Source organism: Pseudonocardia benzenivorans CB1190, from assembly GCF_000196675.2.
Taxonomy (GTDB): domain Bacteria; phylum Actinomycetota; class Actinomycetes; order Mycobacteriales; family Pseudonocardiaceae; genus Pseudonocardia; species Pseudonocardia benzenivorans.
Genome location: NC_015312.1, coordinates 1,025,316 through 1,038,284 on the forward strand (window position 1 = coordinate 1,025,316; position 12,969 = coordinate 1,038,284).

Below are 12,969 nucleotides of genomic sequence, written 5' to 3' on the forward strand. Positions count from 1 at the left end.
ACGTCGGGCGGCCCGTCGCCCGACACCGCCGTACGCTGGTGGCATGTCCCGAGCCGAGACCAAGCGAATCCTGCTCGCCAAGCCGCGCGGGTACTGCGCGGGCGTGGACCGGGCCGTCGAGGCGGTCGAGAAGGCGTTGGAGCAGCACGGGGCTCCCGTCTACGTCCGCAAGCAGATCGTGCACAACGTCCATGTCGTCGAGACGCTGACCGAGCGCGGCGCGATCTTCGTCGACGAGACCGACGAGGTGCCGCCCGGCTCTATCGTCGTGTTCTCCGCGCACGGGGTCTCGCCCGCGGTCCGCCAGCAGGCCGAGGACCGCGAGCTGCGCACGATCGACGCGACCTGCCCGCTGGTCACCAAGGTCCACGGTGAGGTCAAGCGGTTCGCCCGCGAGGACTACGACATCCTGCTCGTCGGTCACCGCGGCCACGAGGAGGTCGAGGGCACCTCGGGCGAGGCGCCCGGCAACGTCCAGCTCGTCGACAGCGCGGCCGACGTCGCGTCGGTGACGGTGCGCGACCCCGACAAGGTCGTCTGGCTCTCGCAGACCACGCTGAGCGTCGACGAGACGATGGAAACCGTTGCCGCGCTGCGGGAGCGCTTCCCGACGCTGCAGAACCCGCCGAGCGACGACATCTGCTACGCCACGCAGAACCGCCAGATCGCGGTGAAGGCGATGGCCCCGCACTGCGATCTCGTGCTGGTCGTGGGGTCGGCCAACTCGTCGAACTCGGTGCGGCTCGTCGAGGTCGCCCTCGCCGCGGGCGCCGGGGCGTCGTACCTGATCGACTACGCCCGCCAGATCGACGAGAGCTGGCTCGAGGGCGTGACGACGGTCGGGGTCACCAGTGGTGCCTCGGTCCCCGAGGTCCTCGTCCGCGGCGTGCTCGAGCACCTGGGCGAGCACGGGTTCGGCGAGGTCGAGGAGATCACGACTGCCGAGGAGACCTTGACGTTCGCCCTTCCCCGCGAGCTCCGCCCGAGCCGCGCGGGTCGCTGACCCGGCCGCCCTCGCGGCCTGCACGTTCGGCCTCCAGGCGCTTCTCGCGAGCCCGCCGGCGGGCCTCCTCCGCGACGGTCGGCTTCGGCTCCCGACGTCCCGGGGCCCGGCCCGCGGGGCCGCCTCGGCCCTGCGCAGCCCGGTCGCGGCCGGCGAGCCTGCCGAGCCGAAGCTCGGGGTCGTCGTTGCGCTGCAACAGGAGCCGCCCGATCCCGATACCGACGACGACCGCTGTGGTGGTGGCCATCGTGGGGAACGAGTTGATCAGCGGGGCCCCGACGAGCAGCAGCGTCTCGGTCGTCCCGCCGCCGGAGCGCGACGGCCCGACCAGCAGCACCATCACCGGGACGAGCACCGCGACCAGCAGCGGCGGCTGCACGATCGGCAGGAACAGGCTGCGGCGGCGCACCCACATCACCGCGAGCAGGCAGCCGGTGAAGAACCCGACCTTGAAGACGATCCCCGCGGTACCCGACCGCAGGACGTCGATCAGCACGCCCAGCCCGGTGAACGCCACGGCGACGCCCAGCGCCGCGACCGGCGGGATGCCCAGCACCGTGCCGATGATCGACCGGTCGGGCATCGGCCACTGCCCCTGCGAACCGGACCCGCCGGACCGCCCCTGGCCGGGACGCCCCGGGTGGCGGACGGCGCCCGCCGGGCGAGGTGATGTCACCCCGTCACGGTAGCCGGGGCGTCGTCCTCGTCGTCGTCGGCATGCGGGCCGACGATCTCCCGTTCGAGCTGATGTAACGCGATCAGGGAGTCCGCGGCCGACGCGACGAGTTCGGGGGCGGCGACGGTGCGCGGGGCGCGGTCGACCTGGCCGGGGGCGGCCAGGTCGTCGTCGGCGACCTTGAGCTCGGTGAGCTTGCGGGCGGTGACGAGGACCCGTGATTCCAGCGACGACACCGTCTGGTTGTAGCTGGTGATGGCCGTGTCGAGACTGCGGCCCAGCTTGGCCACGTGGTTGCCCATCGTCGCGAGCCGCGAGTGCAGCTCCCTGCCGAGCTGGTGGACCTGGGCAGCGTTGCGCGCCAACGCTTCCTGCCGCCAGGTGTAGGCGACGGTGCGCAGCAGCGCGATCAACGTCGTCGGGGTGGCGATCACGACGTTGCGCGCGAACGCGTGCTCGAGCAACGACGGGTCGGACTGCAGGGCCGCCTCGAGGAACGGGTCGCCCGGCACGAAGAGCACGACGAACTCCGGCGACGGCTCGAACGCCGCCCAGTACGCCTTGGCGGACAACGAGTCCACGTGCTGGCGCAGCTGGCGGGCGTGCGCGGCGAGCCGCTCGGCGTGCACCTCGGGATCGCGGGTCTCGACCGCGTCGAGGTAGGCGGCGAACGGCACCTTCGCGTCGACGACGATCTGCTTGTCGCCCGCCAGGTGCACGACCATGTCGGGACGGACGCCGCCGTCGGCGTCGCCGCCCGTGCCGGTTCCGGTGACCTGGGTGTCGAAGTCGCAGTGCTCGACCATGCCGGCGAGCTGCACGATGCGTTCCAGCTGCAGCTCGCCCCAGCGGCCGCGGACCTGCGGCGCCCGCAGCGCGCTGACCAGCTGCCGGGTCTCGCTCTGCAGCTTCTCCGACGACCGGTGCATCGCGATGACCTGCTCGCGCAGCCCGGCGTAGGCCGACTCGCGGTCCTTCTCCACGGCCCGCAGCTGGCCCTCGACCCGGGCGAGCGTGGCCGTCATCGGGTCGATCAGCTTGTCGAGCGCCGCGGCGCGGGCCGCCTCGTCGCCCGCGGCCTTCGCGGACAGCGCCGCCGTGGCCTCCTTGATCCGACCCTCCGCCAGCGCGACGAAGTGCTCGTTGTTGCGCGCCAACGCATCTGCCGACAGCGACCGGAACGCCTCCTTGAGCTCGGCGTCGCGCCGCAGCAGGAGCTCCTCGCGGGCCGCGCCGGCCTCGCGCTCGCTGCGCAGGGCCGCACCGTGCGCGGCGGCCTCGCTCTCCGCGCGGCGCAGGCGCTCCGAGGCGGTGTCGACCTCCTCGGACAGCTCCTCGACACGCTCGAGCAGCGCGGCCCGCTCGGCGCGCAGAGCCGCCGTGTCGGCCCGCGCCGTCGCCGACACTTCCGCGACGCGGCGGGCCGCCTCCGCCGCCGCCACCTTGTGCCGCGAGCCCAGGAACAGCCACGCCACGCCGAAGCCCGCCACCAGGCCCACGAGCAGGCCGATGAGCAGCACGTTCACGGCGGTGACGAGATCCACGGCCCCAGGGTGCACCCGCGCTCCGACAGAACCGGCGTGCCACGCCGACCACCCGACAGGGTGTACGGCAAGAGGCCGAGACGGATCGGCGAGCGGTCGAACAAACGGTCGAATCGTCGACTTCGGACCGTCGCGCCCTCAATGCACGAGCGTCAGCCGGCCTCGTGTGCGATGAGCGCGCGCTTCACCGGCAGCCCCCACCGGAAGCCGCCGAGGCTGCCGTCGAGTCGCAGGACCCGGTGGCAGGGCACGAACAGCGCGGCCGCGTTGCGCGCGCAGGCCGATGCGGCGGCGCGGATCGCCGCCGGGCGCCCGGACAGCGTGGCGTACTCCGTGTAGGTCACCGGGCCGCCCGCGGGAACGGTCCGCAGCACGTCCCAGGCGTGCTCGAGGAACGGGCCGGAGCGCTGCCGCACCGGCACGGCGTCGATGACACCGAGGTCGCCCTCGTGGTATGCGAGGACGGCCTTGCCGACGGGACCCAGGTCCGGCACGGCGCGCGCGTCGGCGGGGCGCAGCGACGGGTGGATCAGCGGCAGGAGGTCGTCGACGTCGCCGGTCCAGCCGGAGGCCAGGACGGCGCCGTCGTCGGCGACGACCGCGGTGAACGGTCCGATCCGGGTGTCGATGGTGGACCACGCGTTCATGACGTCTCCTTCGTGCGGGCGGCGGGAACCGATGCCCGCCAGAGGTGGGTGGCCGCGTAGGACCGCCAGGGCCGCCACCGTTCGGCGTGGGCGGTCAGCGCGGGGATGTCCGAGGGCAGGCCCAGCGCGGCGGCCCCGCGACGGACGGCGAGGTCCTCGGCGAGCAGCTCGTCGGGGTCGCCGAGCAGACGCATGGCCAGGTAGCCGGCCGTCCACGGGCCCACCCCGGGCTGCGCGAGCAGGTCGGCGCGCAGCGCGGCGGGCTCGCGGCCCGCGTCGAGCACGAGGTCGCCGCTCGCGATCGCCGAGGCCAGCCCGACGAGCGTCGCCGTCCGCCTGGCCGGCCCGCTCACGACGTCGGCCGCGCGCTCGGCGAGCGCCTCCGCCGTCGGGAAGAGCAGGCCCGGACCGTCCCACTGCTCCGGGAGCGGCTCGCCGAGCTCCGCGACGAGGCGCGACGCGGCCGTCCGGGCGCCGCTGACCGACACCTGCTGGCCCAGGACCGTCCGCACGACGAGCTCGACCGGGTCGACCGTGCCGGCGACCCGGATTCCCGGCACGGCCCCGACCGACGGCGCGAGCGCGGGATCGGCGGCCAGTGCGATGTCGACGGCGACCGGGTCGGCGTCCAGGTCCAGCAGTCTGCGGATGCGTGCGACGGCGGGGCCGACGTCACGCGGGTCGACGGGCCGTAGCGTCGCCGTGACGTGCCGGGCCCCGGGCGGCGCCGACAGGTCGAGCGCCACCGTCGCCGGACCGTGCGGGAGTCGCAGCGTGCGCCGGTAGCAGCTGCCGACGACCTCCTCCACGCCGGCGATCGCCCTGTGGCGCAGGTGGTCGAGCAACCCCTCCGCGTCGAACGGGAGGCGGTGGGGCAGCCGTAGCACCAGCGCGCCCGCGACCGGGGTGAGCCGCTCGCCGCCGCGACGGGCCGCGTCCGCGCGCAACGTCCGCGGCGGCACCGCGTAGACGGCGCGGACGGTGTCGTTGAACTGCCGGACGCTGGCGAAGCCCGCGGCGAACGCGACGTCGGCCATGGGCAGGCTCGTCGTCTCGACGAGAAGTCGTGCGGTGTGCGCGCGGTGTGCCCTCGCCAGCGCGAGCGGGCCCGCGCCGAGCTCGGCCGTCAGGACGCGGTTGAGCTGGCGCTCCGAGTAGCCGAGCGCCCTCGCGAGCCCGGGCACGCCCTCCCGTTCGACGAGCCCGTCGCCGATCAGCCGCATCGCTCGGCCGGCGAGATCGGCACGGCAGTCCCACTCCGGCGAACCGGGCACGGCATCGGGCAGGCAGCGTCGGCACGCGCGGTAGCCGCGCTGCTGGGCGGCGGCGGCCGTCGTCAGGAACTCGACGTTGCGGCGCAACGGGGTCGTCGCGGGACACGAAGGGCGGCAATAGATTCCGGTCGTCCGCACCGCGGTGACGAACTGGCCGTCGAACCGCGCGTCGCGCGAGGTCACCGCGCGGTAGCAGAGGTCCTGGTTGAGGAGCACGACGTCGATCGTGCCAGTCCCGCCCGGCCCGTTCCGGCGGGAATCGGACACGGACGTCCCTGCGTCAGTCGCGCTCGCAGATGGGACCCGAGAGGTAGCCGAGCGCGCACGCCGTCCGGATGTTGTCGTCCTGACCGCGGCGGGGCCCGCCGCGCGTGTCGTCCCGCGGTCGGGTGACGGTCGGCCGGTCGGCGTGCGTCGTCGGTGCGGCGTCGCGGGTCGCGGGCGGCGCGGTCGTCGCCCGGCGTGGTGCGGGCGCACGGGTGGTCGGCACCGGGGCGGGCGGTGCGGCTGCCGCGCCGAGGTCGGGCAGCGGGACCGGCGGGATCGCGTCGTCGAACGTGGGGAACGTGGCCACGGACGTCCCGGGAGCCGACGACGCGAAGCGCGGCAACGCCACCGGGCCCGCCGGGCTGCCCGCCATCGCGACCGCGGTGACCGCGCCGAGCGACAGCGACGCCGTCACGGCCGCGGTGAGGGCCGCACGAGGACTCGGGAACCGCACCAGGACCACCTTCGCCGACGACGGGACCGGCCACACCCCGGCGGCCTCACCGGGTCCATCGCCCGGAACCGCGCCGACGTTAGCCTTTTCGGATCATCAGGGGTACGGCGACCGGCGGTGTCGCGACCTCGCGCGGCGGTGCGACTACGCTGGTCGGTCGTGTCCCTCACCCTCGGCATCGTCGGCCTGCCGAACGTCGGTAAGTCGACCCTGTTCAACGCGCTGACCCGCAACGACGTGCTCGCCGCGAACTACCCCTTCGCGACGATCGAACCCAACGTCGGCGTCGTCCCGCTGCCCGACCCGAGGCTGGACAAGCTGGCCGAGATCCACTCGTCGGCCAAGATCGTCCCCGCCACCGTGTCGTTCGTCGACATCGCGGGCATCGTCAAGGGTGCCTCCGAGGGCGCCGGGCTCGGCAACAAGTTCCTCGCCAACATCCGCGAGTCCGACGCCATCTGCCAGGTCGTGCGCGTGTTCTCCGACGACGACGTCGTGCACGTCGAGGGCAAGGTCGACCCCGCCGCCGACATCGAGACGATCGCCACCGAGCTGATCCTCGCCGACCTCCAGACGCTGGAGAAGGCCGTCCCGCGCCTCACCAAGGAGGCGCGGATGCAGAAGGACCGCCGCGCCGTCCTGGAGGCCGCCGAGGCCGCCGTCGAGATCCTCAACAGCGGGAAGACGCTCTTCGCCGCAGGCGTCGACAAGGAACCCCTGCGCGAGCTGACGCTGCTCACCACCAAGCCGTTCCTCTACGTCTTCAACGCCGACGAGAGCGTCCTCACCGACGACGCCAGGCGCAAGGAGCTCGCCGACCTCGTCGCCCCCGCGGACGCCGTCTTCCTCGACGCGAAGGTCGAGTCCGAGCTGCTCGAGCTCGACGAGGAATCCGCCCGCGAGCTGCTGGAGTCGATCGGCCAGCCCGAGCCCGGCCTCTACTCCCTCGCCCGGGCCGGCTTCCACACCCTCGGCCTGCAGACCTATCTGACCGCGGGACCGAAGGAGGCCCGGGCCTGGACGATCAAGCAGGGCGCCACCGCCCCCCAGGCCGCGGGCGTCATCCACACCGACTTCGAGCGCGGGTTCATCAAGGCCGAGATCGTCTCCTACGACGACCTCGTCGCGGCCGGTTCCATGAACGCCGCCAAGGCCGCCGGCAAGGTGCGCATGGAGGGCAAGGACTACGTGATGGCCGACGGCGACGTCGTCGAGTTCCGGTTCAACGTGTAGGCGGAATCTCGACGGGCTCCTCGGCCCCGGACGCTCCGCACGGTTGGCGGGAGCTGTCGACCGGCGGATCACGGCGGAGGGGGCTCGGGTCGTTCGGACGTCGGTGGCCGGGGGCTGCGCCGCCTCCGGTTGCGACGCAACCGCCGGAAGGTCTCGCGTTGCCGCTCGGCGAGCACGGGCGGGCGCCATGATCGCTCGGAAGGTCGGGCTGCTGCCTCGACCTCCACGCGCATCCGGTCGACCGCGGTCAGCAGGGCTCCGTGTTGCTCCCAGGCGGCCGGATCGGTGTGCGGGTCGACGAGCAACAGCGTGCTGAGACGGTCGCGGCGCCGCCGCAGCTCCTCGAGGTGGGCCTCGAGCCCGAGGGCGTCGCGCGGGACCGGCCGGGTCGTCGAGGCATAGGACCCGACCGTGCGTACCGCGTCGGCCACGGTGTCGAGGAACGCGGCGAGTGCGGTGCGTACGTCGTCGTCGTACGCGGTGGTCTGCTCCTCGGCCGGGACGAAGTAGGTCCTGTCCAGTAGGGCGCGGCACAGCTCACGCACCGCCAGGTAGGTGCGGTCCAGACCGGTGAGCGCGGTCCGCAGCCGCGGCTGCTCCTGCCGGATGCGAGCCGCCCGCGGGTTCAGCCGGGTGCTCTCCTCGGCCCGGGCGAGGTTCCGGTCGGCCAGCGCCACCTCACGGCCCAACGCCCGGGCGTCGTCGAGCCAACGGTCCGCGTCGGCCCGGGACCAGGTGCTGCGCAGGGCCGTGGCCAGGGCGTCGGTGAAGCGGGCCATCCGATCGGCCAGCTCACCCAACGCCTCCCCGGCCGGCTGCAGGTACAGCGGTGGGGCGATCACCACGTTGACCAGCGCACCGGCCGCGGCGCCGATGAGGGTCTCGTAGATCCTGCTGCCGGCGACGGCGGGTGCGCCTCCGACGGCGAGCACGAGCATCGCGCTGATGGGCAGTTCGAGCAGGTGCGGCCCCAGGCGGAGCAGGCCACCGAGCAGCAGCGAGACGGCGACCACCCCGGCGAGGCTCCACCAGGTCAACCCGACGAAATGGGCCACGGCGACGGCGACCAGCACCCCGGCGAGCACGCTCGCCACGCGTTGCACACTCTGGGTGACGGTCTGGTACATCGTCACCTGGACCACGAGCAGCGCGGTCAGGGGCGCGAGCACCGGCCCGGTGCTGGTCCCGATCCAGTCGGCCACGACGTAGGCCAGGGTCGCGGCGATCGTCGTCTTCGCCAGGCGCAGCCCGGGCCTGCCGACGCGCCGCCCGAGCTCGTCGTAACGGGGCCGGCGACCTCGGACGAACGACGCCACCGTCGCCCTGCGCCCGGCGATCACGGACCGGTCCGTCGACGAGCACGCGCTCGCACCGTGCGGCGACGATCGCGCCGGCCCAGCCCGCCCCGACGAACGGCAGCCCGGCCCGGACCGCGGCGAGGGAAGGGCCTGCCGCGCTCTCCCCGCCCGGGCAGGTCGCGGACCCGCCCTCGGTGCAGTGTCACCGTGGCGGCCTCACCGGCGGGCGAACCCGCCGCCGAGCACCAACACGAGGACCAGGCAGGGCAGACCACGACGTCCACGGCCGTGATTGTCATGCCTCGCCCGTCGCGCTGCAGCCGGGACGATCCGCCCGCCCGCGCGGCGCGAGCCGAGTCCGTGGGCGTCGTCGAACGCCGGGCCCTGCTCCGTCAGAGGACGGTGAGCTCCAGCCGTGCTCCGGCATCGCCGCCGATGTCCAGTGTCTGCGTCGTGGAGCGCATCGACGTCGCGGACCACCAGCGCTCGTCGGTTCCGGTGAGCGGGATGAAGTCGGGGTAGTCGCTGCTGCACAGCATCAGCAGCAAGGAGTGGCCCGGCCGCACGACGTAGCCGGCCTGTCCGACGGACATGGTCAGGTCTGTCGGTTCGGCGGCCACCAGCCGCTGCTGACCGCGGGAGATGGACCGGACCGCGCCGTCCGGCTCGAGATCGAGCAGATGTGCGAACAGGTCCATCGCGGGGCCGGTCGTCGACACCTGACCGTGGAACGTGACGGGGCCGGCCAGCTCGAGGTGTCGGTCCTGTGGATCGGCGCGGAACATCAGCACGTCCGGCCGGTTCACGTACTCGCGGAAGTCCGGCCACTCCGCGACGAAAGACGACCACGACGTCGCGGCCGTCGGCACGAGCATGTCGGGGTCGTGGACCCACGAGATCGGGCCGGTCGCAGTCGCCGGCCGCTCCACGAGTCGCCGGGTCGGACCGTCGACAAGGTGCAGCACCTGGTGGGTCGCCTCCGGCGGCGGCCAGCTGACGGTCCGGCGCACCTCGGCGCTGTGCGCGAGCTGGTACTCGACGGGAGCCGGTGGCTCCACCGCGCCGTCCGCCTTGAGGTACCGGTCGAAGAACTGCAGTTCGCCGTCGAACCAGGAACGGATCTGCGCCACGCTGAGCTCGCCTGCCTGCGTCGGCCCCGGGCGGTCGTCGAGCCGGAAGTCCATGTGGTCGTGCGGTCCGAGCCGCAGGTGGACGAGCGGCCGCCACGCAGGGTCTGCCACCATGGTCGGGTAGTCGTGGCGCAGCGCCTCCGCAGCGCAGTACTGGTCGTACAGCCCGAGCGAGAGCAGCACCGGGACCGGCTTCGCGGCCAGGGGGTGTCCGTCGGGGAAGCGTTGTTGCTGCGACGGCGATTCGGACGAGAGATACATGTCCATCGCCGGTGGCCGAACCCCCAGCTGGTCCACGACCGCCTCGAACGCCTCGGCCAGCGGTCGACGACCCCAGTCGTGGGCCGTCTCCGGCAGCATCCAGTCCCGGACAGCGTAGAAGTCCATGACGTACTGGAAGGGGAACGACCACTCCGGCTCGTTCGGCGTCATCAGCGGGGAGCCGAGGGCGGTGTTGGTGCCGCGCGGTGCGATCGCACGCAACGCAGGATGGTTGGTCGACAGGGCGGCCCACTGCGTGTAGCCCGTGTAGGAGTGGCCGGTCATGCCGACCCGGCCGTTCGACCAGGGTCGGCTCGCGATCCAGTCGATGGTGTCGTAGCCGTCGTGCGCCTCGCTGATCCACGGGAACGTCTCGCCCTCCGACCGGAACTTCCCCCGGCAGTCCTGGGCGACCAACGCGTACCCACGTTCGAGCAGCGCGTCGGCGAGCACGTCGATGCGCACGAACCGGCCGTTCTTGTCGTAGGGCAGGCGGATCAGGACCGCCGGCACCGGACCGTCGACGTCCGGCAGGTAGACGTCGGTCGCCAACCGGATGCCGTCCCGCATGCGGACCATGAACTGCTGGGCGCGCTCGGCGGGCGCCCCAGGCGGCATATGTGTGTAGGACATCCGGACCGGTGCCATGGTCGCTGCGTCCGAAGCTGCAGACATCTGTTCCTCCGCTGCCGTCGATCAGTCGTGGAAGGTCGTGAAGGACTCGACGGGCGCGCGTCCCGTGCGGAGTCGGTCGAGCCGGTGCTCCCGGTCGGCGAAGCCCATGGCGATCCCGCAGACCGCCGAGTGGTGCTCGGGTATGCGCAGGTGGCGGCGCAGGATCGGGTGGAAGTCGAGGAACGATGCCTGCGGGCAGGTGTCCATGCCGCGCTCGCGGGCCAGTAGCACGACGGCCTGCAGGAACGCGCCGGCGTCGACCAGGCCACCGCCCAGGGAGTGGCGGTCGACGGTGAGGACGAGGCCCACCGGCGCCCCGAAGAAATCGTAGTTGCGGCGATGGTGGCGGTGCCGGGCCCGGTGGTCGTCCGGATCGATGCCGAGCACGGTGCGGTAGAGGTTCTCGCCGAACTCCTTGCGTCGGCCGGCGAGGTGTTCGCACCACTCGGCCGGCTGGTAGGCGTAATCGGTCGCGACCTGGCCGCCGCGGTCGAGCGCCTCCCACAGGTCGTCGGTGAGCCTGCGCTTGGCGAGCCCGGTCAGCACGTGCACGTGCCAGGGCTGGGTGTTGGAGTTGCTCGCCGACCGCGCGGCCAGGCGAAGGATCTCCGCGACCACCTCGCGGGATACCGGACGGTCGAGGTACGCGCGCACGCTCCGGCGCGTCATGAGTGTGTCGGTGACCGAGCGCCCGCCGGTGTCCGCCGGCCGCTCGGCGACGGCGGGGCTGTGGTTCACACCGCGGCCCGGTCCTGATCGGCCGGCGGGGAGATGTCGTAGGAGATGCGCCCGGCCGGCAGGTAGAACAGGGCGATGACGGCCCCGCCCCTCGACTCCGGGTAGTGGTGGCTCCCGGGTGCCGGGGCCGTCCAACCGGCACCGCACCAGCCGTTCGGTCCGCGCAGGACCGCACCCGGGTGCAGCGGCACGACCAGGTTCAGCTCCCCGTAGGGGTGCTGGTGGTACTGCCCGCGGAACTCCGCCACGCTGTCCATGTAGACGGCGGTGATGCTGAACCAGTCGAGCCGCTCCTGCGGTTCGGCGATCCGGCTGCGCCGGTAGCGGCGGCCGTCGACCTCGATGTTCGCGGCCCAGCCGGCTCGGACGCCCTCGGTGACCATGGCAGCGAGGTCGTCGTAGACGGGGGTGCCGGGTCCGTGCTGCTCGTTGAGCCAGGTCTCCAGTGCGGTGCCGGGCGTGCGGTTCCTGATCTCCCGTACGAACGGGATGCTGCGCTCGACGAGGTCCTCGGCTGTACAACCCATGGCGCTCCTCCAGGCCCTAAGGGGGTGTCGAAGGGACACTAGGACGAGGTTTCGTTACAGGCAAGACCTGTAACTAAAATGGTCCGGATCGTGAGCCACAATGGCCGCCATGAGCGTCTCGCCCGAGGAGTCCCCGCCCGGCGCCGCGAGGGGTGGCCGCCCCCGCGACCCGGCACTCGACGACGCGATCATCACCGCGACCCGACGCAGGCTGGTGCTCGACGGCTACACCGCGATGTCGTTGAGCGAGATCGCCACCGACGCCGGCGTCTCCCGCCCCACGATCTACCGGCGCTGGGCCAGCAAGCTCGAGCTGACCATCGATGCCCTCGACTGGGGATTCCGCCGCCAGCAGGCCAGCTACCCCGCCGAACCGTTCGACCGCATGCCTGCTCGGGAGGCGTTCACCGAGGCCGTCCGTCGCGTCGACCCGTGCTATTTCAATCCCGACGCGATGGTTCTCATGGGCAACTTCATGGGGGAGACGCTCCGCACCCCGGAACTGCTCGCGCACGTCAAGGAGCACGCGGTGGAGCCACGGGTGCGACTCGTCGAGCACGTCCTCGGTGCCCTCCAGGAGCGCGGCGAGGTGCGGCCCGACCTGGACCGGCACACGGTCGCGACCCTGTGCTTCGGCGCGTACTACGCGGCGTTCCTCCGCGGCGAGCACGGGCAGGGCGACCTCGCCGCGCGGGTCACGGCGGCGCTGTGGCCGGCGCTGACGACGTGAGCCGACCGGCGGGCGAGCCCGGGGATCGCGGACCCCATCGCCGCGCCGTGCAGCTCGCGTGAGGGGCAATCCGCGCGGGTTCGATCGTCGCCGCCCACCCCGCGGGCAACGCGACGACGATGTTCGGCGCGCCGTGACCGGGGACGCCGCGCGGAGGCGACGCGCCTGGTCCACGCGCGCGGACTGTCTCCCCGGCGGAGCGCCGTTCGTCCGGCACGCGACCCGGCAGCGGCGCCCGCGGGGTCGGCTCGCTAGCACGTTGCCGACGACCGGTGCGACGTCGAGGCCGGCTCACGTCGTCGCCCGCTCCGCGGCACCCGCTCCGCGGGGTGGGCGCGCGTCGCCGCTCTCCGTCCCACGGGCGATGCACTACCTGGGGGCGACGCTCGACGGCGTGCTCCGCGGCCAGCTGCACCGACCAGTGCACCCGGGCGCGCCGCCGTCGTCCGATCGGGTCGAGTTGCGTGCAGTGCGCGGTGGAGGTGCGGCCTCATGCCGCACCCTTGCCGCCC

General features: G+C 73.1%; 12 protein-coding genes. 3 read left to right on the plus strand and 9 right to left on the minus strand.

Annotated elements, in window-relative coordinates:
* The first annotated feature begins 43 nt into the window (after window positions 1–43).
* Window positions 44–1,003 carry a 4-hydroxy-3-methylbut-2-enyl diphosphate reductase gene (locus tag PSED_RS04955; RefSeq protein ID WP_013673157.1) on the plus strand — a complete coding sequence of 320 codons (960 nt, stop codon included), beginning with the start codon at window positions 44–46 and terminating at the stop codon, window positions 1,001–1,003.
* Here PSED_RS04955 and PSED_RS04960 read toward each other — a convergent pair.
* From PSED_RS04960 to PSED_RS04980, 5 genes are all read right to left on the minus strand, one after another.
* A complete protein-coding gene (locus tag PSED_RS04960) occupies window positions 933–1,679 on the minus strand; it encodes a DUF6542 domain-containing protein (RefSeq protein WP_143770360.1) in 747 nt (248 codons plus the stop codon). The two genes, PSED_RS04955 and PSED_RS04960, sit on opposite strands and share 71 nt — an antisense overlap.
* Complete coding sequence (locus PSED_RS04965; protein WP_233899300.1) at window positions 1,676–3,223, minus strand: DNA recombination protein RmuC; 1,548 nt, start codon at window positions 3,221–3,223, stop codon at window positions 1,676–1,678. Before PSED_RS04965 ends, PSED_RS04960 begins: the two co-directional genes overlap by 4 nt.
* A gap of 152 nt (window positions 3,224–3,375) precedes the next feature.
* On the minus strand, window positions 3,376–3,870 hold the full coding sequence (locus tag PSED_RS04970; protein ID WP_013673160.1) for a methylated-DNA--[protein]-cysteine S-methyltransferase: 495 nt from the start codon (window positions 3,868–3,870) through the stop codon (window positions 3,376–3,378).
* Window positions 3,867–5,360, minus strand: coding sequence for an AlkA N-terminal domain-containing protein (locus tag PSED_RS04975; RefSeq protein WP_143770362.1), 1,494 nt, complete (start codon window positions 5,358–5,360; stop codon window positions 3,867–3,869). Before PSED_RS04975 ends, PSED_RS04970 begins: the two co-directional genes overlap by 4 nt.
* Before the next feature lie 64 nt (window positions 5,361–5,424).
* Window positions 5,425–5,865, minus strand: a complete 441-nt coding sequence (locus PSED_RS04980) for a hypothetical protein (RefSeq protein ID WP_143770364.1) — start codon at window positions 5,863–5,865, stop codon at window positions 5,425–5,427.
* A 159-nt stretch (window positions 5,866–6,024) separates the two neighbouring features.
* Here PSED_RS04980 and ychF point away from each other — a divergent pair, with 159 nt between their 5' ends.
* Window positions 6,025–7,098 carry a redox-regulated ATPase YchF gene (gene ychF, locus PSED_RS04985; protein WP_013673163.1) on the plus strand — a complete coding sequence of 358 codons (1,074 nt, stop codon included), beginning with the start codon at window positions 6,025–6,027 and terminating at the stop codon, window positions 7,096–7,098.
* Between the two features lie 68 nt (window positions 7,099–7,166).
* Here ychF and PSED_RS04990 read toward each other — a convergent pair whose 3' ends face one another.
* The 4 genes from PSED_RS04990 to PSED_RS05005 all read right to left on the minus strand — a co-directional run bounded on the left by PSED_RS04990 (window position 7,167) and on the right by PSED_RS05005 (window position 11,727).
* Complete coding sequence (locus PSED_RS04990; RefSeq protein ID WP_013673164.1) at window positions 7,167–8,438, minus strand: FUSC family protein; 1,272 nt, start codon at window positions 8,436–8,438, stop codon at window positions 7,167–7,169.
* Window positions 8,439–8,788: 350 nt separating this feature from the next.
* Complete coding sequence (locus tag PSED_RS04995) at window positions 8,789–10,420, minus strand: CocE/NonD family hydrolase (protein WP_063821935.1); 1,632 nt, start codon at window positions 10,418–10,420, stop codon at window positions 8,789–8,791.
* A gap of 63 nt (window positions 10,421–10,483) precedes the next feature.
* Entirely contained in the window at window positions 10,484–11,131 is a 648-nt protein-coding gene (locus PSED_RS05000; RefSeq protein ID WP_063821936.1) for a nitroreductase, read from the minus strand.
* Window positions 11,132–11,196: 65 nt separating this feature from the next.
* Window positions 11,197–11,727, minus strand: coding sequence for a DUF4863 family protein (locus tag PSED_RS05005; RefSeq protein ID WP_013673167.1), 531 nt, complete (start codon window positions 11,725–11,727; stop codon window positions 11,197–11,199).
* A gap of 109 nt (window positions 11,728–11,836) precedes the next feature.
* Between PSED_RS05005 and PSED_RS05010 the strand changes: the two genes are divergently transcribed.
* On the plus strand, window positions 11,837–12,457 hold the full coding sequence (locus PSED_RS05010; protein WP_041760475.1) for a TetR/AcrR family transcriptional regulator: 621 nt from the start codon (window positions 11,837–11,839) through the stop codon (window positions 12,455–12,457).
* Window positions 12,458–12,969: the final 512 nt, after the last annotated feature.

What these genes read in the sequence shown, in the direction of transcription:
- PSED_RS04955 (WP_013673157.1), top strand. Translation starts at nt 44, where the DNA reads ATGTCCCGAGCCGAGACCAAGCGAATCCTGCTCGCCAAGCCGCGCGGG.
- PSED_RS04970 (WP_013673160.1), bottom strand. Translation starts at nt 3,870, where the DNA reads ATGAACGCGTGGTCCACCATCGACACCCGGATCGGACCGTTCACCGCG.
- PSED_RS04995 (WP_063821935.1), bottom strand. Translation starts at nt 10,420, where the DNA reads ATGTCCTACACACATATGCCGCCTGGGGCGCCCGCCGAGCGCGCCCAG.
- PSED_RS05000 (WP_063821936.1), bottom strand. Translation starts at nt 11,131, where the DNA reads ATGACGCGCCGGAGCGTGCGCGCGTACCTCGACCGTCCGGTATCCCGC.
- PSED_RS05005 (WP_013673167.1), bottom strand. Translation starts at nt 11,727, where the DNA reads ATGGGTTGTACAGCCGAGGACCTCGTCGAGCGCAGCATCCCGTTCGTA.
- PSED_RS05010 (WP_041760475.1), top strand. Translation starts at nt 11,837, where the DNA reads ATGAGCGTCTCGCCCGAGGAGTCCCCGCCCGGCGCCGCGAGGGGTGGC.